The following is an 18,997-nucleotide window of genomic DNA, read 5'->3' on the forward strand; positions in this document are numbered from 1 at the left end:
CCGTTTTTCGTCATTTTACAAGGGAACCGGCTGCCGAAAAAACCGGTTCCCCTTTATATAAACGCCAGCCTATAAGTCCTAGGACCTTATTGGCCAGCGGGTTATTTTTATGTTTTCCCGGCTGTTTGAAAGTATTTGTGTCAACTGTTGTCAAGGAAGGAAAAGAAGCGAGCGGCGGTAGATTTTTCACGCGTTTTCGTCTATACTAAAAATGATTGAACGAGGAGGGGGAAAACGATGAACGTATTTGAAAAGGAAGTGCAAAGCCAACGAAATGACGCCGTCGATTCCGCCGTCGGATTCATCGTGTCGTTCGGCTTTTTCGCTACCATGTTCATCATCGCAACGTTGATCGAATTTTTCGGTCGATAAGGATTGCTTACATAAGCAATCCTTATTTTTTTGTTTCTGCTGAAACGTTCCGCTTTTTTGTGCACTACATCTTATGGTTTCATCACCTGAAAGGTTCCACCGTTTTCGTCATACACATAGCGAATGGCCCCGTTTTCATCCGTCCGCCAAATGATCGCCCGTTGTTGCCGAAGCCGCATAAGCACCTCGGGGGACGGATGCCCGTAGCGATTGTAGCGGCCGACGGAAATGATGGCCGCTCGCGGCTTGACCGTCCGCAAAAACAGCTCTGTTGTCGACGTTTTGCTGCCGTGGTGGGCGACTTTCAATACATCGGCGCGCAGCTCTGGATAAGCGCGGATGAGCGCCTGTTCCGCCTCTTCCTCGATATCCGCAGCAAACAGCCATGTCAAGCGGCCGAGGCGGGCGAGCAATACAAGCGAGCCGTTATTATCCTCATTGTTTCCCGCCTCCGGGTGCAATACGGAAAACGCGGCATCCCCCACCTTCCACCGATCCCCCCGCACGCTGGCGGCCACCGGCACAGAAAACGGGCGCGCCATCGCCTTGACGGCCGGCAGCGCTCCTGGGCTTGTGACAATCTTCTTGACGCGCACGGCTCCCATCACCTCGGGAGCAGCCCCGATATGGTCGGCATCATCGTGCGTCAAAATCAGTTGATCAAGCGTCCTCACCCCTTGGGCTTTTAAAAACGGCACGACAACGTCGCGGCCGACGGCAAACGGCCGAGACCGCTTGCGCCACGGTTCGCGCACCCATTCCGGCGTCCCGCTGGTATCAATGAGATAGACTGCTTTTCGATAAGGGAGCTCAATATAAATACAGTCCCCTTGCCCAACATCCAATACCGTCACTTCCCCTTTCGGATCCACATACGGGGCGGCCAGCTGAAGCGCCGTCGCCGCCGCCACCGCTGTCAATCCGCGGAGCAGGCGGCCGCGTTCCCAATCCAAAAACGCCGCCGCGATGGCCGTCAGATAGCCAGCTAAGCACCACGGCCCCGGACGCCCGAGCACAAGCATAAACGAGTAATCGACCGAGAAAAAACGGACAACCGCGTCCGTCAGCTCAATGAGGCGGCTAAACAGCCAAATGAGCGGAGAAAAGGAAAAAACTGCGGATAGAAAAGCAATGGGCAAAATGACAAATGAATACCAAGGGACGAAGAAGACATTCAGCCCTATGCTCCAAACAGAAATTTCATAAAAATGGTAAAGCAAAATCGGCAGCGCGGCAAGCTGAGCGGCGAGCGCGGTCTGAAACAAGTTTTGGAGCATCGAACGAGCAGAGGCGAGCACCGACACATGGGCGAGAAGGGCAAACGTGACAAGAAATGATAGTTGAAAACCGACATCCCAAACCATATATGGGTCAAAGACGAGCAGGGCAAGCGCTGTCCAACTCAACGCATCCAGCGGATGGATCATTCCTTTTTTCCACTGGACGGCCAATACAATCATCCCGGTCGCACAGGCGCGCAGCACCGACGGCGAAGCGCCGGCGAGCACCGCATACATAGGCAAGAAAACGAGCAAAGCAAGCACGGCCGCTTCGCGCGTCACAAACCGAATGGCAGCGGCCAACGCAGCGCCGACAAGCAGGGTGACATGGCCGCCGGAAATGGCCAACAAATGGATGATCCCGAGCTGCTGGTAACCGCTAATCACTTCCTCGTCCAACGAGCGGCGTTCGCCATAAATGAGCGCAGCGGCGATGCCGGCCGCTTCCGGCGGAAACCGGGCTTCAATGCGGCGGACGCCAGCCTCGCGAATCGCCTCAAGCCGTTCGATGATGGTGGGACGGACGCGCACGCAAGCGGAAAGATCGATCGCCTCAGGGAGAAAGAGCCAATGGATGCGATGGCGGCGCAAATAACGGCGGTAATCAAATGCATACGGATTGCTGGCTGGCATAGGGCGCTCGAGCATTCCGCTCAGCCGGCACACGACCCCGGGCATAAGACGCGCACGCAGCGCTTCTTTTTCCGCAGCCGTCCGAATGATGTAACGAAGCTGCACCCGCTCCTTGCCAGCTTGCACCGCCGCCTGCAATCGATCGCCGTCGATCGCCGGCGCGGCGGAAAAACGAACGGAAAGCGAATGACGGCCGCCGGAAAGGGAAGTTTTGTTATGATGGTCAACGATGAGAAAATAGACAAAAAAGAAGAGAGCTGCAACGAGAGCAGGAAGGAAACAGTGCGGCCGGCGGATGAAAAGAAGAAGGAGATAAATGATAAGGAGAAGACATGTGGTTTTGGACGGCGAGGCCGCCGCCACGGCAAAGAGCGCCGCCGCGGCGGGATAGACGGCTTGTCCTTTCATGCTCCCCCTCCGCCGCCGGAAAGCAAGGCGAACACATCCGTTTTCAGCGGCACTTGCACAAGCCGGACGCCAGCTTGAGCAAACAGCTCCAAGGCGTACGGGTGGTTTTTGTAGTCTTGGGCGTAATAGACCGCGCGGATGCCGCTTTGAATGATCGCCTTGCAACAATGCAAGCACGGAAAATGAGTGACATACATCTCCGCCCCCTCGGTCGGGACGCCGAACTTGGCGCATTGCAAAATGGCATTCATTTCCGCATGAATCGTCCGTACACAATGGCCGTCAATANCGTAGCACCCTTCATCGGTGCAATGGGCGCCCCCGGCGATCGAGCCGTTGTACCCGCCGGCGATGATGCGCTTATCGCGCACAATCGTCGCCCCGACCGCCAGCCTTGTGCACGTGCTGCGCAGCGCCAACAGATGGCTTTGCGCCATAAAGTATTGATCCCATGTGATGCGTTCCATTCTACGTCCCTCCGCTCGTTTCCATACTTTTAGTCTACCCGCCGCCGCCTGCCCCCGTCAACGCCGAAAAACGTCCGCAGCAGCCCTGATCCGCCCATAAACGAGAAGCATTGCGCTCCCCCGCCTCGTTTACGGCACAAGCAAATACGGTTTCAATTTCTCCAGCGTTTTTTCGCCAATTCCGGTTACATTCAACAAATCTTCCACCCGCTGGAACGGCCCGTGTTCTTCGCGATAGGTGATGATCGCTTTTGCCTTCGCCGGTCCGATGCCGGGAAGCTGCATCAACTCCTCTTCCGTCGCCGTATTGACCGCCACTTGCGGCCCGTCCCGAGCTCCATCGCTTGGAGACTTGCCGACGGCATCTGACGCTGGTGCGGCCTCGTCTTTTGCCGGCACGTAAATCATCATCTCATCGCGCACTTTTGCCGCCAGATTGATTTTCGTTTCATCCGCCTCGTCCGTCAATCCGCCGGCTAGGGCGATAACATCGCGAACGCGGGCGTCCGCCGCCACTTCGTACACTCCTGGCTTCGCGACCGCCCCTTTCACATCCACCACAGCGGTTTTGGGCGCCTCGTCCTTTTTTTCTTCCGGCCGGGCGGCATCCGTTTCAGCCGCCGCCGGCAAGACGACTTGCTCCTTTTCATCCGTCGGATGACGAAACACCCATAACCCCGCCGCCGCGGCAAACAACAAGAGCACCCCCGCTTTCCCATAACGTTTTCCAAGCTCCTGCACATGCTCCCACATACGATCCCATCCTTTCCATCTCCAGTCATAAACCGAGCCTTTTTCTCATACATATCGAAAAAGAGAGTTCCGGTGAACCAAAACCGGGAGGGGGGACAATGCATGAACATCGGCGTTATCGGCACGGGGAATATGGGCACCATCTTAATCGAAGCGTTCCTCGACTCCGGCGCCGTGAAAGCGGATCAGCTCGTCATAACGAACCGTACGCTTGCGAAAGCGTTCGCGATACAACGCGCGCATCCCGGCATGGCAGTGGTTGCCGATGCGGCTGAAGTCATCAAACAATCCAGCCTCGTCTTTTTATGCGTCAAACCGCTCGACATCCACCCATTATTGCAGCAACTGGCCCCGCACTGGACAAACGAACACTACCTCGTATCGATCACAAGCCCGATCAGCGTCGAACAGCTTGAAGCAGCCGTCCCTTGCCAAATCGTGCGCGCCATTCCGAGCATTGCAAACCGGGCGCTCTCCGGCAGCATCCTTGTCACCTTCGGCTCGCGCTGCTCAGCCGCCTGCCGGCAAACGATCGATGATCTTCTCCGGCGCATCGCCTCGCCGGTGTACATCGACGAGGCCATCACCCGCGTCGCTTCCGACATCTCAAGCTGCGGTCCAGCGTTTTTCAGCTATTTGCTTCAGCGCTTCATCGACGCCGCAGCGGCCAAAACCGCCATCACGAAGGAACAGGCGACGATGCTGGCGACCGATATGATCATCGGCCTTGGGGAACTGCTCAAGCGGAATCTGTACACATTGCCAACGTTGCAGGAAAAAGTATGCGTCAAAGGCGGCATTACCGGGGAAGGAATCGCTGTGCTGGAACAACGAATGAACGGCGTCTTTGAAGAAGTGCTGGCGAAAACACATGAGAAGTTTAAAGAAGATGTGGAGAAGGTGAAGCAACAGTTTCCTTGATTGATTTTCATTTGACAAGCAGCAGCGAAAATCCTGCTTCGTTCGACAAAAAAATGGACCCCAGCTTGTACGGCTGGAGTTTTCATATTTACGGATTTTTCGTTGGATTCCATCGTCGTTCAACCTTTTAGCTGTTGCTTGTTTTTATCTATATTGTTTCGATCCTCATTCGGCTATTGAGCCGGGCACAAGATTTCTTCCAATTACGTTTGGTTGACATTACACTCGTTTCAATCCTCAGCCAGCTATTAAGCCGGATGCAAAACGATAGAGCATTTTCCCTGCATGATTTTATGTTTCAACCAAAATCTCCCTAAATCTTCCTCATCCACGTTTCTTTTTATGATTTATGATTTCTCGCTCTTCGCCCCTCACCGCTTCCGCGCGACGAAAAACAACCGCTCCGCCGTCTCGGTCGGGGGCGCATCGGTGAAATCGGCGGTCACTTCAAGCACCTCGAAGCCAGCGGATTCGAGCCATCGCTCATAGACGGCGCGCTCGAACGTACGCTGTTCGTGCCATTCGTCGAAACGTTCGTATAGATCGCCGCGGCGGACGAAAAAGGTTAATTCATGCCCGACGCTGTGCGGCCAGTCAAGCGGATGGCACATCCATATGTAGCTGAGGTCGTCATCCTGGTCCGCAAACACGGCGTCGCGGAACAGGACGTCCATTTTGTAGACCGAATGGACATCAAACAAAAGCAGCCCGCCGCCGCCAAGGGCGCGGGAGACGGCGGCGAACGTCCGCTTCACATCCTCTTCATTCGTTAAATAGTTGAGAGCATCGCAAAACAGGAAGGCGCCATCCAGATCAGAAAACCCGTCGAGCTCCGCCATGTTTTGCTCGAAAAACGGCACCTCCACTCCCTCCGCTTCGGCTTTCGCCTGGGCGACGGCGAGCATATGTTCAGAGAGATCAACGCCGGATACTTGCCATCCGGCCTTGGCAAGGCGGATGGCAAGCTCTCCCGTCCCGCAGCCGATGTCAATGACCCGTCTCCCCGGCCGTTTGGTGTATTGGGCGAATGCCCGTTCAACAAACGATTGCCATGCGTCATACGGCGCCTCAGCCATGAGCGCATCATACCAGTCGGCGAAGCGGCCGTACGTCATGGCTGCAACACAGCCGCGACGTCTTCCGTCGGGGCGTCCCCCCAGAGCCGTTCGAGGTTGTAATACTCGCGCTCCTCTTTGGCAAAAACATGCACAACGATGTCGCCCAAGTCGACAAGCACCCATTTCGCCTCATGGAATCCTTCAACCCGCTTCACCACTAGGCCGTGTTCTTCCGCTTGGTCTTGAATTTCGCGGGCGATGGCCTGCACTTGTTTGTCCGAATTGCCATGGCAAATGACAAAATAATCGGCGACAAGCGAAATGCCTTTCATGTTCAAGACGACAATTTGTTCCGCCTTTTTATCATCCGCCGCGCGGACGACAAGCTGCAACGCCTCTTGTTCCGTCACCGTTTTGCTTCCCCCTTCACTTCACGCATGAGTGAATTGTACGCATGAATCGTATCTGGATAAATGAGCTGGCGCTTCTCAAGCAAAAACGCGATCGTATTTTTCACCGCCTGCAAAAGCGCCCGGTTGAGGTCTTCTTCCGCCAAGCGCCGTACGTCGTCGACGCCGGGGAAGCGGCGCCCTGGTTCAATATAGTCGGCCAAATAAATAATTTTTTCAAGCACCGTCATTCCCGCCCTCCCGGACGTATGGTAGCGAATGGCATCCAGCACCTCCGGATCGTCGATGCCGACTTCTGTCTGCACCAAATAGGCGCCAACGGGCGCATGCCATAGCTCACTGTTGTAAGCAAGCAAATCGTTGGGCATATTTTGCGCCAAAATGATTTGTTTCATTTCCTCGACCGGACGGAATTTGGCATAGTCGTGGAAAATCGCCGCCAGTTCCGCCTTTTTCGCGTCGGCGCCGTATTGCCTGGCGAGCTTAACAGCGGTCTCGACAACGCCAAGCGTATGCTCGTAGCGCTGCTCTGTCAGCTGTTGTTTCACGATCAGTAACGCCTGTTCTCGCTCCATATAGCCCCTTCTCCTCAATATAAAGTCTAACGCCTTCCGGCACAAGATAGCGAATCGTCTGCCCGTTCCGCACCCGCTCGCGGATGAGCGAGGAAGAAACGGCAAACTGCGGCGCCTCAACTTCGATGACCGGATACGGCGTTTCCATGGAAAACCCCGGCCGCTTGACGCCAACAAACGTCACCAACTCGATGAGCTCATCGATGCGGTGCCAATGGGGCAAATATTCGACCATATCGGCGCCGATGATGAAATAAAACTCGTCATTGGGATGCATCGCGACAAGCTGCCGGATCGTATCGTACGTATACGAAGGCCCTTCCCGCTCGAGTTCGATCGTCTCAATATGAAAGCGCGGATGGCCAGCCACTGCCAACTCGAGCATGCGCAGCCGGTCTTCGCTTTTGGTCACTTGTTCGTGCTGCTTATGGGGAGGAAGGCGGTTGGGCAGAAACCAAATTTCTGACAACTGAAGGGCGTCAAGCACTTCATTCGCCATGAGCAAATGACCGTAATGAGGCGGATCAAACGTGCCGCCGAAAATCCCGATTTTTCCCATCTTCTTTCCTCCCGCCGCCTGCCGTGGCTGCTCCCATTGTCAATCAGGCAGAACGATTTGTTTATGCTCCTTCGATTCTTTGTATAAGACGATCGTATTGCCGATCACTTGCACGACTTCCGCCCCCGTTCCAGCCGCGAGCTGCTCGGCGACGGTGCAGCGGTCTTCTTCACAGTTTTGCAAAACGCTCACTTTCAACAGCTCGCGCGCTTCGAGCGCCGCCGCAATTTGTTCGGTCATCGCTTCCGTCACGCCGCCTTTGCCGACTTGGAAAATCGGTTTCAAATGATGGGCTTGAGCGCGCAAAAACCGTTTTTGCTTTCCCGTTAGCATATGTTACCTCCTTAACGCTTCGATGACAAGCTGTTTCATCCGGTTGACATCCGGCCATTGGCCGGTCCACTTTTCGAACGCTAGCGCCCCTTGGTATACGAGCATGCCGACGCCGTTTTGCACACGGGCGCCGCGGGCTTTCGCTTCTTTCAGCCATTTTGTTTCCAGTGGATTGTAAATAATATCGGAAACGATCACCCCTGGGCGCAGCCGTTCAAGAGAAAGCGGCTGCACCTCGACACGCGGATGCATGCCGACAGAAGTGGTATTGATGATAATATCGTATTCGGCCAGCCGCGTTTCGGCCTCGGCGAGTGAAAAATACGCCGAGCGGCGCTCGTCCCCTTCGCGGACGAGCCGCTCCGCTTTTTCCACCGTCCGGTTGGCCATATCGATGCGCTCGGCTGCCGTCGACAGCAACGAAAAGTAAATGCCGCGCGCCCCGCCGCCAGCGCCGATCACCAAAATCCGCTTGCCGTCCAAGGTGATGTTCATTTCCTCTTCCAACGCTTGGACATAACCGAGCCCGTCTGTATTATAGCCGACGAGCCGGCCGTCGTTGTTGATGATCGTATTGACCGCCCCGATGCGGCGCGCATGTTCGTCCACTTCGTCCAAAAACGGAATGACCGCCAGTTTGTGCGGAATCGTCACGTTCACCCCGGCGATGCCGAGCGCCCGCACGCCAGCGATCGCCGCACCGACTTGCCCCGGTTCGACGGAAAACAAATGATAGCGCGCCGGAATGCCCAAACGGGCGAATGCATCATTATGCATGAGCGGCGACAGCGAGTGCTCGACGGGAAACCCAATCAACCCGTATACCTTTTCCACGTTTCTCCCCTCCCGCTTTCCATTAAATCAACGATTGACGGATAAATACGTCGACCCCTTTTGGAGCATGGACGACGAGCTGGGCACCCGGGTCGTTGCACGTCACCCAGCCGAGTCCGGAAAAAACGATGTCCGTCTTCCGCTCTTTGACAGACAGCGAGCGCGGCACAAGCGGCGGAAATTCAGCGGCATAGCGTTTGTTTGGCGGCGACAGCAAATCGCCAAGCTGATTGGCATAAAGGGAGTCGGCTTTTTCCAACTTCGTCCGATGAACCGTCAACTCATTGGCCATGTAGCAGACGAACGAGCGGCGCCCGCCTTTGATGTAATCGAGGCGGGCCAAGCCTCCGAAAAAGAGCGTCTGCCCTTCGTTGAGCTGATAAACGCGCGGATGGATTTCCCGCTTCGGCGTAATGATCTTCAAATCGCGCGCATCAACAAAGTGCGCCATTTGGTGATGGTTGATGATCCCCGGCGTATCATACAGCGTCGCTCCACCCTCAAGCGGAATTTCGATCATATCGAGTGTCGTCCCCGGGAAATATGACGTGGTAATCACATTCCCTTTGCCGGTCGCCTCTTCAATGATCCGATTGATGAACGTCGACTTGCCGACATTCGTGCAGCCGACGACGTAGACATCGCCGCCCTCACGGTAGCGATTGATCGCTTCCATCACCTTCGCCATGCCAATTCCTTTCGCTGCGCTGACAAGGCAGACGTCAACCGGACGCAGCCCGAGCTCTTCCGCCATGCGGCGCATCCAGCGCAGCAGCTTCGGGTATTTGACCGACCTCGGCAATAAATCCGCCTTGTTGCCGACAAGCAAAATCGGATTCTCGGCCGCAAACCGCGGCAAGCCAGGAATCCAGCTGCCGTTGAAATCGAAAATGTCGACGATGTTGACGACAAGCGCCTTCGATTCCCCGATGCGGTGCAGCATGTTTAAAAAATCGCTGTCATCAAGCGGCACGTCTTGCACTTCGTTGTAATGTTTCAAGCGGAAGCAGCGCTGGCAAATGATTTCTTCCTCGTCTTTTTCGAGCACGCTTTTCGGCGCATAGCCCGCCTTTTTCGGATCGTCAAACTGAATGGCCGCTCCGCAGCCGATGCAACGCAGTTGTGGCTCCACGATCATTCCTCCCAGTAAATCATCCCTTTTTTGCGCATCACCTTTAAAATTCTCCGCTCCATTTTTCGATTGAAACGCGTCCATAATCCGTCCGTCTGGGCGACCGGGACGACTAAAATCGTGTTCAGTCCGAGCCGGTTGCCCCCAAGCACATCAGTCAGCAACTGATCGCCGATGACGACGACTTCCTCTTTCTTAAGCTCCATCATCTTTAATGCCTGCAAAAACGCGCGTGTCAGCGGTTTGCGCGCTTCAAAGATGAACGGGATGCCAAGCGGCTCAGCAAACGACTGCACGCGTTGTTTATTATTATTCGATACGATGACGACCTTAATGCCCGCCTGCTTCATCGCATCAAACCATGCGGCCAGCTCCGGGGTGGCGCTCGGCCGATCCCATTCAACGAGCGTATTGTCCAGATCGGTGATGATCCCTTTGACCCCTTTTTGTTTCAGCTCATCCGGAGTAATGTCGATCACACGCTTGGCAAACTGGCTTGGCAAAAAGTAGTGAAGCATGCCGGACACCCGCCTTTCCATTTGCTTTTCCCATCATAGCGAATTTGATCGTTTGTTTCAAAACAAAGTTTGCCAATGATAAACAGAAAAAATTTTCGACAAATTTTGCATCTCTCCATCTTGTGGATAACTGTTGCCCACATTATACACAAGCTGGCCATCACACTTCCTACTCTTTATAAACATGTTTTCCACATGTTATCCACCGCTTCCTGTGGATAACAGAACGGTTGTTCTCTTTCACAAGTCATGGTACATTGTAAGTAACCTACCATTATATGTATGACATGTTTGGCATATTCCATCCAAAAAAGGAGGACGCCCCCGATGAAACATTTGTCCGACGAGCTGTTGATCGAGTCGTACTTCAAGGCGAAAGAACTCAACCTCAGCCCGGAATTCATCGAGTTGATTGAAAAAGAAATCCAGCGCCGTTCATTGACCCACAAAATTAAGCTGTCCTCATAAGCGAAGGCCTTCGGGCTTTTTTTGTTTCGGAAAGCCTTAGCGCTCATGCGCCTCGCACCAATAGCCGAGCCGCTCGCCGACTTTGATCGGCATGGGCGCAACAATGCGCGGGTCAGGGGCGAAACTTCCGCGTTCAAACAGCAAGACGACCGTTGAACCGAACGAAAAATACGCCATTTCCTCTCCTTTTACAAGCTGCTCACCCTCATGGGTCAATTCAATGCTGTTGACGAACATGGCGCCGATTTTCACGATCGCCAAGCGCTTGCCGCCGGCTGTGACCTCGGTGATGAGGCGGTAATTTTTCTCGAGCGGCCGACGCCCATATTTTAAGCCAAGACGGTTGACCGGATACGACTTGCGGCCGAGCGCCCACTGCTTTTCGATCACTCCAGATATTGGGCTGTGGATGCGGTGATAATGACTCGGGCTTAAATACAGAATAAAAAAGAACCCGTTCACATACGGTTGTGCCGCTTCAACGCTGCCGAGCATTTCTGCAATGGAATACGGCTTTCCCTTGACGATCATTTCGCAGTTTTCTCGAATCGTGCCCATGTCTTCAATGACGGCGTCGACCGGGCTGACGACCGTATGCTCATCAGCGTCGACCGGCCTCACCCCAGCCTTCAGCCGGCGGACGAACAGTTGCTGCAACGTCTTATAATTTTTTAAGCTTTTTTCCATTTCGTCTTGGTTAATATGATAAATTTTTGCATACGATGATATCAATAGCCCGCTGAGTCGCGATTTGGCAAACGAAGCGAGCAGCTTTGAAGAAAGCGAGTGATTGGTCAGCTCGATGAACAAACGATAAAGCCATTTTCGCAAGCACGTTCCCTCCAATAGCGCAACATCGCCATTCGTTACTACCTTCCATATTACCGCCAAAATGAGTATAATGGTAGTAGAATTTTCTTTTGGCGTTTTCTGTTGGAAAAGGAGTGGGGAAACTTGTTCTTATCGGACTATTTAGATTATACGTTAAAAAAGCTGAAAGCAAACGTGGCAAACATTTTGACGATGACAAACCTGTCGCTTGGCGGCTTTTCCGTCCTGGCTACGCTGAAAGGGCAGCTTCATATGAGCGTGCTGCTCGTTTTTTTAGCAGCGTTTGTCGATCGCTTTGACGGCGCTGTGGCGCGCAAGATGAACATTGAATCCGAACTTGGCAAGCAGCTCGATTCGATGAGCGACATCGTCTCCTTCGGCGTCGCTCCCGCCTTGCTGATGTACCAAGGCTTGTTCCATGAGTTCGGCGCGCCCGGCGCGGTATTCACCGTTTTGTACATCGCTTGCGGCGCCTTCCGCCTCGCTCGCTTCAACATCACAGAAAACAACGGCTACTTTGCGGGGCTGCCGATCACCGCCGCCGGGGTGCTGATGACGCTCGGCTATTTAGCCATCCCGTACTTCCCGCCGCAATCGTTTATGTTTTTGGCGCTCATTTTATCGTTTTTAATGGTCGGCACGTTTAAACTGAAAAAAATATGATGATCATCGGAGCTGCCCTTTCCGTCATCCTAATGGAGCGGGCGGCTTTTTGCGTCTCATGTCACACCTTTTTCCCTTTTCAACCTCCTATATTCAGTATATGATAAATATGGTTTCTTCATAAAAACGCCCAATGGCGTAGATCGTTCGTATGGAAAAAGCGGGGGGATTCATTTGGACAAAACATCGGTCATCGGCATCATCCTTGGTGTCATTGCCGTCGGGCTGGGCATGTACTTTAAGGGCGTTTCGCCTGCTGTATTGATCAATCCGGCCGCCATCCTCATCATTCTCGTCGGGACGGCGCTTCCTGCCTTTTTAGCCATTCTATGAAACCAACTGCTTCGGCCAATGCATGATGAAAAGGAACGCGATTAGCTAAAACTTTTATTCGATACGGACGGGGATCACCGTGAATGTAGCTTCCTCGCCAAACGATAGCTTTATTTCCTTCCCGCTCAATAAACAAGTACGATCCTTTCCCATATCGGAACTCATAAAGCTCTCCATACGCATATATCAAAAATCCATACCGCCGGGCTTGTTCATTTTCTTCCAACCGCCTTTTGATTTCCTCCTTGTGCTGCTGGATTTGTTTTTTTAAATCCATTGGCAAGCTCCCATCTTTATAAAGCAAGCTGATTTTGTTGTTTTTTACTTTTATTTGAATATTTAGATTTTCCAATCTGTAAAAAATGTTATATAACATATAACTCCCCCTTATCAGTTACTTAGTTACTTCAAGTTACTTAAAAAGGGGTATTTTCCGTATAATTCACCCATAGAGAATATTCCTAAAAACGGGTAACTCATGGTAACTAAGTAACTATATTTCTTCCTCAACTAAGTTACTAGTTACCTCAAGTGACTTATTTTTCGGTATTTCCTCAAAATTATCGCCTATAGACGATTTACCGGAATTTGAGTAACTGGAGGTAACTTTATAACTTTCAGCGGAAAGACCGATGCCGAAAAAGAATGTTTTGTTTCCGGTGGATTTCCGTTTTTCGAATCCGCGCAGCACCAATCTCGCAGAAAACTTTTGCTTTTTCAACGGGATTTCACTGTTTTCCTCGCACCAGCTGATATATTCCTTATACAACTCGTTCAGCTGGACTTTTGCTCCTGGATGGATCACACAACAATCATTCAAAAAATTGCTGAGCAGATCCATTTCCTCTTTATATTCATCCGTCGCGTTTTTCACTTCGTCCGGCTCGCCTAAACCTTCTTTTTGCCATTTCAAGCATCCTTCAACAGCCCAACGCAAAATGCCTGGAAGCTCATTCAGCAATTTTTCAGGTAGATGCTTGTCTACCTGTTCTTTTGGGATCGTATACGTGAATGGCACAAGACGAATACGTCGCCATATCCCTTCATCATCGCCTTTGATGATTGGCTTATGATTTGTGGTGAAGAAAATCTTGAATTCAGGCACAAATTCGAAAAATTCCTTGCGTAGGAAACGGGCTGTGATCGGTTCGCCTCCCGTCAGCTGCTTGATGAGTGATTCACTGAGGCGCTGGCCGTCTTCGCTCTCAACGGCTGATACAAAACGTGCTCCATGCAGTCGGGCAATATCGTTATTGATCCCTGAATCGTTCATTTTTGCCGTGAATGTATTGGAGTTCGTCTGTTTTGCATAGTCTCCTAGCAACGCCTTGACAGTGTTGATAAACGTTGATTTACCGTTTCGCCCCGTTCCCCATAAAAAGAAGACGACTTGCTCGGATATATCACCCGTTAGTGCGTATCCGATCGCTTTTTGAAGGAAATTGATAATGTCGTGTTTCACTTCCTCGCCATCGCGAAAGATCGATTCAAGAAAGGCAATCCATGTCGGGCATTTTGCGTTCGGATCGTATGGAATATGCGTGTTTTTCGTCATCATATATTTTCGATCATGTGGCAACAGCTCTCCCGTCCTGAGATCGACCACGCCATTTGCACAATTCAACAAAAACTTGTCTTTATTCAGCTCATCTTGACTGATCGGAAGCATTGCTTCTGCTCTTGCAATTGAGTTTAAAAACACCGAACTTTTCTCACTCGCTTTTGCCCATTTCAACAATTCATTGCGCGCGTCGTTATTTTCCTCTTGCGCTGCTTCCACATACATTTCGCGAAAAGTTTTGATTGCGATGCGTTCAATTTGTTTCTTTTTGTCCTCTACCCATGTCTTTCCGTCCCATATGAGCCATTCTTCAAATTCAACACAATACCGCAAGTTTTGGCCGTTCCGCGCAACAAGTCGTTCGGCGTTTCCCATTTCGGTTAGATTGAACTTTTTCTGCTCTCCTTTTCGTGGAGAAGTCATCGGCGGCGGAGAGGAATAGTTCGTTCCGCTTGGTTCATGTTTCAATGCACTATTTATCGTGTTTGCAAACTCTCGCTGGTCTAACGGAGGAAGGAAAAAGTAGCAATTTAGGAATCTAGCGATTTCGTGCACTTGCTCTTGTGTATAGCCAAATTCAACAAGCCGGCAACAATGCGCATATAGCGCGTTGTTCCGTCCCCCCTCGTGCATCGGAATCGGAAACGGGCGTTGCGCTTTATCAATCTTTTTTAATCGCTCAAAATAGATCGGCATCGGCGAAAGTTCCCCGTCTGCAATATGTACCCATTGGCGTCCGCCTGTATTTTCGCTTGGAAGAACTACTTGACCGCGCCCGGAGAGACGATAGTCACCGACAAAGCCGCCAGCCATGAGCACTGTCGCGTCTTGTCCTTTGATTTTCCCTGTCGAGCGAAAGAAAAATTGAAAACCTCGTATTGTGCGAATCGCATGAAATTTATATCCTTCCCGCAAAAGCGCCTTAAAAATTAGCTCCCCTTCTGTCTGTTCATCGATGTCAATCACGTCATAGCCATCGGGAATGACAAGCCCTGTCCAGCCTTTTTGCCGCAGCCAGGATCGAATCTCTCCTTCTGTCATACCTGGTCGATTTAGATCTTGCCAGCCTTTCATGCACGGCCGTTTCGCGACACTGTATGCCTTTTGCGGATCAGATTCATTGTTCATCCGTGAATAGCCAACTAGACGGATAATCTTGAGGGGCTTTTTCGCTGATGGAAAAAGCCTCTCAAGACTCATTTGAAAGTCAAGTGCTGCCTGCATACTGTGATCCTCACTTTTTCGGGAATGTATATTTCACTTGATCAGTCCAAACATCGTAAAACACTACCATGGTGTGTCCGTTTTCATCGCGTATCAGCTTTCCAGCTGGAAACACGGAAAAATCTTCGACTTGGATAGCGGTCATATCAAACGCCTCCTCGATCCACTGCATTACAATTGGAACATATTTTTGCATCGGATCGGCCTTTTGTTTTGTCACCATTCGGAGTCCCCCTTTTTGATCTTTCTTCGCTATGTTATATTTTTAATAGGCATATTTTTTAGAGCAGTGAGCGTTAGGGCGCTTGCTGCTTTTTTTATGACGCTTTTTCATCAGCGCTCCGTCTTTCTTGCACTTTTTTATATTCATCGGGCAAGACTTGAGCCAAATATGCGTACACATCTTTCTCCACTTGGCTGAACATTGGTCCCTTTATGATCGTTACTTTCATCCAAGTTTCCCCCTTACCACCCTTATAGCCCTATGTTTCGAGCTTTTTTCATCTCGATTTCTTGCAACTTATCCAGCACAGACTCAAACGATTTAATGACTTGACGTGCAGCTTTGTAATCTTTTGTCATGACTGCATCGAGCATATGATCAATGCATCCAATTGCTCTGTTAAAGTGTTCTTTTTCCTCAACAATCAGCGAAATTTTTACTCTCACTCTTTCACTCCTTTTCAATACAATGGATGTATAGGCATTATGCAGTCGCAATACACGAAACGTGACACTCATCTTCAAAAAAATATGTCCAGTCGAAGGAAAGAACGTTGGCGATTCGCTTTGCCACTTCCACGCTGGGATTTCTTTGACCATTTTCAATCATGGCGTAAGTACTTCTCGAGATCCCAGCTAATTCAGCGAGTTCTTTTTGAGTCATCTTTTTGCTTAGACGCATATTTTTAAGCCATTTCCTCATTAAGTTATCACCTCCTTCAAAGTCACAAAACGCGTATCGTTAACCAAAGTATATGTCACAATTCGTGTAATGTCAATATAAAAATACACTATTTGTGTAAATTATTTTTTTGTCACTTTTTGTGACTATAATTAAATCTAAGGAGGATGTTAACAATGGTCGGTTTAGGGAATCGTTTACAGGAACTTAGAAGTAAATTGAATATGCGGCAAGAAGATGTAGCAAAAAAGATTGGCGTAGGCCGTACTACCTATGCAATGTATGAACAGGGAAAAAGAGAACCTGACTATGAAACGCTTCTCAAGCTTGCCGATCTATTTGAGGTTTCAACAGATTATTTACTAACCGGAAAAACAGTTGAATCTAAAAAACCAACAAATCTCTTCTTTTTCGACACCGAAGGATTAACCGAAGAAGAAATCGATGAAATAAAAAAACATATTGAGTACGTAAAATGGAGAGCCCAACAGGAAAGGAAAAGTCATGAATAAACGAGATAGACAAACGCTGGCAAGATTAGGCGGATTCACTTTTTTGGTTTTCATTTTTCTTATCCGTTCAAAGTTTAACAATCCATATGTTTTCTTAGGACTTTTGATTTTTGGAACAGCCTTTGTTGTCACTCTAATTGAATCATTAATCCCTGTCAAATCTTCAGCAAGGAAAAGACAATCCCCGCAGAAAAAAATATCGGAGTCCAAGAAAGTCACTAAACCGGCAACTGGAAAATACGGCGTTCGTTCGGATCACGTTATTTTGCAAACACCACTTGAGCATTTATCAGGGCTGGAATTCGAGCAACTTGTGTATTTGTACTTAAAATCAACCGGCTGGCGGCCGATCAAAACACCTGAGGCAAAAGACGGGGGCGTCGATATCATTGTCACTAATAAGGCAGACGGTCTTAAGATAGCGGTGCAAGTGAAGCATTACTATCGTTCCAAAAGCCAGGTGACGGTTAAGGATATACGTGAACTCGACAGCGCCAAGAAGAACCACGGGTGCATCGGAACATGGTTCATTACATCTGGAACGTTTACGAATGCCGCACTCCTGGAAGCCGATATGCGAAAAATGCAAACATCCGACATCACATATATTGAAACCAAAATTTTGCCCTGGAGAGAACGTGCTAAAAAGCATCAAAAAAGCCACTCCTAGAGAGAGTGGCTTTCGAAACACTTCATCTTTCTCCTATCCCCGTAACTTCTGCTATTGGGCGAATAAATTCCTGTCTTCTCTCCCCCCTCCCTCGATTATACCATATTCTTCTTGCAAACAGGAACATATGTTTCTATAATTAAAGACAAATGATATAACAGAGGTTGAGGGAAAAATGAACTATTTATATAAGCCTGGAGATCTAGAAATGCATATATCAACCGTTTATCAACAGTACGACATCTTGTATCCGTATCAGCTCGATGAACAATATTTGGCGGATGTCTTTGACATTTCTATCGTGTACGCATCAAGATCATTCGGCTATTGGGATGATTGCCGCATTATTGGGCTACATAAAGATTTGCGTTTTGATTCTGCTAAACGTCGTGAAGTGTTTTTCCACGAGCTTGGGCACTTATTGTTGCACGTGGGGGATCAGCTCAACATGTCCAAGTCATTTCGAGATTACCAAGAAATCCAGGCGAACCGGTTTATGCTATTCGCGGCAATTCCTTATCACATGCTTACATACATTGACTTATCAGCCAAACGAGATTTTATATTATGTGAGATGCAGGACGTGTTTAAAATGCCGATTGATGTATGCGCATCTCGTTTAGATTACATTGAAAACAAAATATTGCAGATCTGCGCGGAAAATTCGCTGTATTACAGATTGTAATTTATTTCCGCACACTAAAGACATTAGGATTTCGTTCTCGATACATCGAGCCGCATACGTTGCCAGCTTCGTTCCTTTGCCCGGCGAATAGCTTTCAATCGCCTTGATCAAGCCGATCGTGCCAATGGAGATTAAATCCTCGACCTCTTCTCCCGTATTTTCAAACTTTTTCACAATGTGGGCAACAAGGCGCAAGTTGTGTTCGATGAGCCGGTTGCGGGCTTGCTCGTCGCCTTTTGCCATCAGCGCCAAATACTTTTCCTCTTCTTGAGCGCTTAACGGCTGGGGAAACGCATTGTTTTTAATATACGAGACAAGAAACGTCAGCTCTTTCAACAGAAACGTAAACGCCGTGAAAATGCCGGACATGCTCTCACCCCCGCCTGCTGTCATCGGCGGAAACCGCCTATCGTTATGTATATGCAGGGGCGATGTTGTCCGTGTCTTTACGACAAAAATAGACCGGCCCGAAATGAGCCGGCAATGACCTGACCAATCAAAAACGATTGATGCCAACGTTCTGCTGATGCGGTCCGCCTGCTTATCCCCCTCCCGATGCAGAAGAACCGCCGTGCTTACGCTCTTGCCTCAACGCTGACTTCCGCGGCGACAACAAGCGCAATCGACGCGGTAATGATGATCGACATGACAATGGCGAACATCCCCGTTCCCTCCTTGACCTTCTCTTCTAGATTTTATTTTACCAAAGAAGACAAGGAGCGCTTCCGCCACATTTTGAACAATTCGTGAAATTCGACCGTCAACAACAGCACGCGGAGCACCGATATCCCCCCTTTAGCCTGAGTCAAGTCGAGTCTCCCGTCTGTTTCATCCACATCACAAGCCATACTGGTACAATTGACATGAATCTTCTCCCCTTTCATCTCCATTGT

The 18,997-nt window shown here is 50.2% G+C and carries 26 protein-coding genes and 3 pseudogenes; 9 read left to right on the forward strand and 20 right to left on the reverse strand.

The features are described 5' to 3' along the window. The first annotated feature begins 237 nt into the window (after positions 1-237). Complete coding sequence (locus VU18_RS17485; RefSeq protein WP_011231993.1) at positions 238-372, forward strand: YqzM family protein; 135 nt, start codon at positions 238-240, stop codon at positions 370-372. 71 nt (positions 373-443) lie between these two features. Here the strand turns inward: VU18_RS17485 and VU18_RS10710 are convergent, their stop codons facing one another. The 4 genes and pseudogenes from VU18_RS10710 to VU18_RS10720 all read right to left on the reverse strand — a co-directional run bounded on the left by VU18_RS10710 (position 444) and on the right by VU18_RS10720 (position 3,913). Further along, complete coding sequence (locus VU18_RS10710; RefSeq protein WP_047758085.1) at positions 444-2,693, reverse strand: DNA internalization-related competence protein ComEC/Rec2; 2,250 nt, start codon at positions 2,691-2,693, stop codon at positions 444-446. Further along, positions 2,690-2,981 (reverse strand): deaminase (locus VU18_RS20160; protein WP_236687365.1); only part of this gene is annotated, 292 nt, incomplete at its 5' end. The genes VU18_RS10710 and VU18_RS20160, both read right to left, overlap by 4 nt. A gap of 1 nt (position 2,982) precedes the next feature. Continuing rightward, a pseudogene (locus VU18_RS20165) lies at positions 2,983-3,160 on the reverse strand (ComE operon protein 2); the annotation flags it as partial. Between the two features lie 129 nt (positions 3,161-3,289). Further along, the gene (locus VU18_RS10720) at positions 3,290-3,913 is read right to left on the reverse strand and encodes a helix-hairpin-helix domain-containing protein (protein ID WP_047758087.1); all 624 of its coding nucleotides are present in this window, start codon (positions 3,911-3,913) and stop codon (positions 3,290-3,292) included. Between the two features lie 102 nt (positions 3,914-4,015). On the opposite strand from VU18_RS10720, the gene comER reads away from it, so the two are divergent. After that, positions 4,016-4,834 (forward strand): late competence protein ComER, encoded by an 819-nt coding sequence (gene comER / locus VU18_RS10725; protein ID WP_021322006.1) that lies wholly within the window; start codon positions 4,016-4,018, stop codon positions 4,832-4,834. A gap of 371 nt (positions 4,835-5,205) precedes the next feature. Here comER and VU18_RS10730 read toward each other — a convergent pair whose 3' ends face one another. The 8 genes from VU18_RS10730 to VU18_RS10765 are packed head-to-tail and all read right to left on the reverse strand — an operon-like array spanning position 5,206 to position 10,253. Further along, positions 5,206-5,949 (reverse strand): class I SAM-dependent methyltransferase, encoded by a 744-nt coding sequence (locus VU18_RS10730; RefSeq protein ID WP_014196386.1) that lies wholly within the window; start codon positions 5,947-5,949, stop codon positions 5,206-5,208. After that, positions 5,946-6,302: a ribosome silencing factor gene (rsfS, locus tag VU18_RS10735; protein ID WP_011231999.1), complete on the reverse strand. Its 357-nt coding sequence runs from the start codon at positions 6,300-6,302 to the stop codon at positions 5,946-5,948. The genes VU18_RS10730 and rsfS overlap by 4 nt, the downstream gene beginning before the upstream one ends. Further along, entirely contained in the window at positions 6,299-6,877 is a 579-nt protein-coding gene (gene yqeK, locus VU18_RS10740) for a bis(5'-nucleosyl)-tetraphosphatase (symmetrical) YqeK (RefSeq protein ID WP_011232000.1), read from the reverse strand. Before yqeK ends, rsfS begins: the two co-directional genes overlap by 4 nt. After that, complete coding sequence (locus tag VU18_RS10745) at positions 6,786-7,436, reverse strand: nicotinate-nucleotide adenylyltransferase (RefSeq protein WP_011232001.1); 651 nt, start codon at positions 7,434-7,436, stop codon at positions 6,786-6,788. The genes yqeK and VU18_RS10745 overlap by 92 nt, the downstream gene beginning before the upstream one ends. A gap of 39 nt (positions 7,437-7,475) precedes the next feature. Continuing rightward, entirely contained in the window at positions 7,476-7,769 is a 294-nt protein-coding gene (yhbY, locus tag VU18_RS10750; RefSeq protein ID WP_014196388.1) for a ribosome assembly RNA-binding protein YhbY, read from the reverse strand. 3 nt (positions 7,770-7,772) lie between these two features. Next, the gene (gene aroE, locus VU18_RS10755; RefSeq protein WP_011232003.1) at positions 7,773-8,603 is read right to left on the reverse strand and encodes a shikimate dehydrogenase; all 831 of its coding nucleotides are present in this window, start codon (positions 8,601-8,603) and stop codon (positions 7,773-7,775) included. A 22-nt stretch (positions 8,604-8,625) separates the two neighbouring features. Then, complete coding sequence (gene yqeH / locus VU18_RS10760; RefSeq protein WP_011232004.1) at positions 8,626-9,735, reverse strand: ribosome biogenesis GTPase YqeH; 1,110 nt, start codon at positions 9,733-9,735, stop codon at positions 8,626-8,628. Positions 9,736-9,737: 2 nt separating this feature from the next. Next, positions 9,738-10,253, reverse strand: a complete 516-nt coding sequence (locus VU18_RS10765; RefSeq protein WP_011232005.1) for a YqeG family HAD IIIA-type phosphatase — start codon at positions 10,251-10,253, stop codon at positions 9,738-9,740. A gap of 327 nt (positions 10,254-10,580) precedes the next feature. On the opposite strand from VU18_RS10765, the gene VU18_RS10770 reads away from it, so the two are divergent. Then, positions 10,581-10,721 (forward strand): sporulation histidine kinase inhibitor Sda, encoded by a 141-nt coding sequence (locus VU18_RS10770; protein ID WP_008879941.1) that lies wholly within the window; start codon positions 10,581-10,583, stop codon positions 10,719-10,721. 36 nt (positions 10,722-10,757) lie between these two features. Here the strand turns inward: VU18_RS10770 and VU18_RS10775 are convergent, their stop codons facing one another. Next, positions 10,758-11,552 (reverse strand): phosphatidylserine decarboxylase, encoded by a 795-nt coding sequence (locus tag VU18_RS10775; protein ID WP_011232006.1) that lies wholly within the window; start codon positions 11,550-11,552, stop codon positions 10,758-10,760. Positions 11,553-11,675: 123 nt separating this feature from the next. Between VU18_RS10775 and pssA the strand changes: the two genes are divergently transcribed. After that, entirely contained in the window at positions 11,676-12,215 is a 540-nt protein-coding gene (gene pssA / locus VU18_RS10780) for a CDP-diacylglycerol--serine O-phosphatidyltransferase (RefSeq protein ID WP_014196390.1), read from the forward strand. Between the two features lie 174 nt (positions 12,216-12,389). Then, a pseudogene (locus VU18_RS17970) lies at positions 12,390-12,539 on the forward strand (flagellar motor protein MotA); the annotation flags it as partial. Here the strand turns inward: VU18_RS17970 and VU18_RS10785 are convergent. The 6 genes from VU18_RS10785 to VU18_RS10805 all read right to left on the reverse strand — a co-directional run bounded on the left by VU18_RS10785 (position 12,502) and on the right by VU18_RS10805 (position 16,258). Further along, entirely contained in the window at positions 12,502-12,924 is a 423-nt protein-coding gene (locus VU18_RS10785) for a hypothetical protein (protein ID WP_047758088.1), read from the reverse strand. The pseudogene VU18_RS17970 and the gene VU18_RS10785 sit on opposite strands and share 38 nt — an antisense overlap. A 117-nt stretch (positions 12,925-13,041) precedes the next feature. Continuing rightward, the gene (locus tag VU18_RS10790) at positions 13,042-15,333 is read right to left on the reverse strand and encodes a phage/plasmid primase, P4 family (protein WP_047758089.1); all 2,292 of its coding nucleotides are present in this window, start codon (positions 15,331-15,333) and stop codon (positions 13,042-13,044) included. A 10-nt stretch (positions 15,334-15,343) separates the two neighbouring features. Continuing rightward, complete coding sequence (locus tag VU18_RS10795; RefSeq protein WP_053003356.1) at positions 15,344-15,556, reverse strand: hypothetical protein; 213 nt, start codon at positions 15,554-15,556, stop codon at positions 15,344-15,346. A gap of 94 nt (positions 15,557-15,650) precedes the next feature. Continuing rightward, positions 15,651-15,785, reverse strand: coding sequence for a hypothetical protein (locus VU18_RS21115; RefSeq protein ID WP_023634618.1), 135 nt, complete (start codon positions 15,783-15,785; stop codon positions 15,651-15,653). Between the two features lie 22 nt (positions 15,786-15,807). Continuing rightward, positions 15,808-16,002, reverse strand: coding sequence for a hypothetical protein (locus VU18_RS10800; protein ID WP_053003357.1), 195 nt, complete (start codon positions 16,000-16,002; stop codon positions 15,808-15,810). Between the two features lie 37 nt (positions 16,003-16,039). Then, positions 16,040-16,258 carry a helix-turn-helix transcriptional regulator gene (locus VU18_RS10805; RefSeq protein WP_047758090.1) on the reverse strand — a complete coding sequence of 73 codons (219 nt, stop codon included), beginning with the start codon at positions 16,256-16,258 and terminating at the stop codon, positions 16,040-16,042. 155 nt (positions 16,259-16,413) lie between these two features. On the opposite strand from VU18_RS10805, the gene VU18_RS10810 reads away from it, so the two are divergent. The 3 genes from VU18_RS10810 to VU18_RS10820 all read left to right on the forward strand — a co-directional run bounded on the left by VU18_RS10810 (position 16,414) and on the right by VU18_RS10820 (position 18,104). After that, the gene (locus VU18_RS10810) at positions 16,414-16,749 is read left to right on the forward strand and encodes a helix-turn-helix domain-containing protein (protein ID WP_047758091.1); all 336 of its coding nucleotides are present in this window, start codon (positions 16,414-16,416) and stop codon (positions 16,747-16,749) included. Further along, complete coding sequence (locus tag VU18_RS10815; protein WP_047758092.1) at positions 16,742-17,419, forward strand: restriction endonuclease; 678 nt, start codon at positions 16,742-16,744, stop codon at positions 17,417-17,419. The genes VU18_RS10810 and VU18_RS10815 overlap by 8 nt, the downstream gene beginning before the upstream one ends. Positions 17,420-17,627: 208 nt before the next feature. Further along, a complete protein-coding gene (locus VU18_RS10820) occupies positions 17,628-18,104 on the forward strand; it encodes an ImmA/IrrE family metallo-endopeptidase (protein ID WP_047758093.1) in 477 nt (158 codons plus the stop codon). A 15-nt stretch (positions 18,105-18,119) separates the two neighbouring features. On the opposite strand, the pseudogene VU18_RS10825 reads toward VU18_RS10820, so the two are convergent. Beyond that, a pseudogene (locus tag VU18_RS10825) lies at positions 18,120-18,473 on the reverse strand (sigma-70 family RNA polymerase sigma factor); the annotation flags it as partial. 186 nt (positions 18,474-18,659) lie between these two features. Between VU18_RS10825 and VU18_RS20170 the strand changes: the two are divergent. Next, the gene (locus VU18_RS20170; protein WP_236687366.1) at positions 18,660-18,854 is read left to right on the forward strand and encodes a hypothetical protein; all 195 of its coding nucleotides are present in this window, start codon (positions 18,660-18,662) and stop codon (positions 18,852-18,854) included. The last annotated feature ends 143 nt before the right edge of the window (positions 18,855-18,997 follow it).

The sequence above is a fragment of the Geobacillus sp. ZGt-1 genome, from assembly GCF_001026865.1.
GTDB classification, from domain to species: domain Bacteria; phylum Bacillota; class Bacilli; order Bacillales; family Anoxybacillaceae; genus Geobacillus; species Geobacillus thermoleovorans.

What these genes read in the sequence shown, in the direction of transcription:
- VU18_RS17485 (WP_011231993.1), top strand. Translation starts at nt 238, where the DNA reads ATGAACGTATTTGAAAAGGAAGTGCAAAGCCAACGAAATGACGCCGTC.
- VU18_RS10710 (WP_047758085.1), bottom strand. Translation starts at nt 2,693, where the DNA reads ATGAAAGGACAAGCCGTCTATCCCGCCGCGGCGGCGCTCTTTGCCGTG.
- VU18_RS10720 (WP_047758087.1), bottom strand. Translation starts at nt 3,913, where the DNA reads ATGTGGGAGCATGTGCAGGAGCTTGGAAAACGTTATGGGAAAGCGGGG.
- comER (WP_021322006.1), top strand. Translation starts at nt 4,016, where the DNA reads ATGAACATCGGCGTTATCGGCACGGGGAATATGGGCACCATCTTAATC.
- VU18_RS10730 (WP_014196386.1), bottom strand. Translation starts at nt 5,949, where the DNA reads ATGACGTACGGCCGCTTCGCCGACTGGTATGATGCGCTCATGGCTGAG.
- yqeK (WP_011232000.1), bottom strand. Translation starts at nt 6,877, where the DNA reads ATGGAGCGAGAACAGGCGTTACTGATCGTGAAACAACAGCTGACAGAG.
- VU18_RS10745 (WP_011232001.1), bottom strand. Translation starts at nt 7,436, where the DNA reads ATGGGAAAAATCGGGATTTTCGGCGGCACGTTTGATCCGCCTCATTAC.
- yhbY (WP_014196388.1), bottom strand. Translation starts at nt 7,769, where the DNA reads ATGCTAACGGGAAAGCAAAAACGGTTTTTGCGCGCTCAAGCCCATCAT.
- VU18_RS10765 (WP_011232005.1), bottom strand. Translation starts at nt 10,253, where the DNA reads ATGCTTCACTACTTTTTGCCAAGCCAGTTTGCCAAGCGTGTGATCGAC.
- VU18_RS10770 (WP_008879941.1), top strand. Translation starts at nt 10,581, where the DNA reads ATGAAACATTTGTCCGACGAGCTGTTGATCGAGTCGTACTTCAAGGCG.
- VU18_RS10785 (WP_047758088.1), bottom strand. Translation starts at nt 12,924, where the DNA reads ATGTTATATAACATTTTTTACAGATTGGAAAATCTAAATATTCAAATA.
- VU18_RS10790 (WP_047758089.1), bottom strand. Translation starts at nt 15,333, where the DNA reads ATGCAGGCAGCACTTGACTTTCAAATGAGTCTTGAGAGGCTTTTTCCA.
- VU18_RS10795 (WP_053003356.1), bottom strand. Translation starts at nt 15,556, where the DNA reads ATGGTGACAAAACAAAAGGCCGATCCGATGCAAAAATATGTTCCAATT.
- VU18_RS21115 (WP_023634618.1), bottom strand. Translation starts at nt 15,785, where the DNA reads ATGAAAGTAACGATCATAAAGGGACCAATGTTCAGCCAAGTGGAGAAA.
- VU18_RS10805 (WP_047758090.1), bottom strand. Translation starts at nt 16,258, where the DNA reads ATGAGGAAATGGCTTAAAAATATGCGTCTAAGCAAAAAGATGACTCAA.
- VU18_RS10810 (WP_047758091.1), top strand. Translation starts at nt 16,414, where the DNA reads ATGGTCGGTTTAGGGAATCGTTTACAGGAACTTAGAAGTAAATTGAAT.
- VU18_RS10815 (WP_047758092.1), top strand. Translation starts at nt 16,742, where the DNA reads ATGAATAAACGAGATAGACAAACGCTGGCAAGATTAGGCGGATTCACT.
- VU18_RS10820 (WP_047758093.1), top strand. Translation starts at nt 17,628, where the DNA reads ATGCATATATCAACCGTTTATCAACAGTACGACATCTTGTATCCGTAT.
- VU18_RS20170 (WP_236687366.1), top strand. Translation starts at nt 18,660, where the DNA reads ATGCAGAAGAACCGCCGTGCTTACGCTCTTGCCTCAACGCTGACTTCC.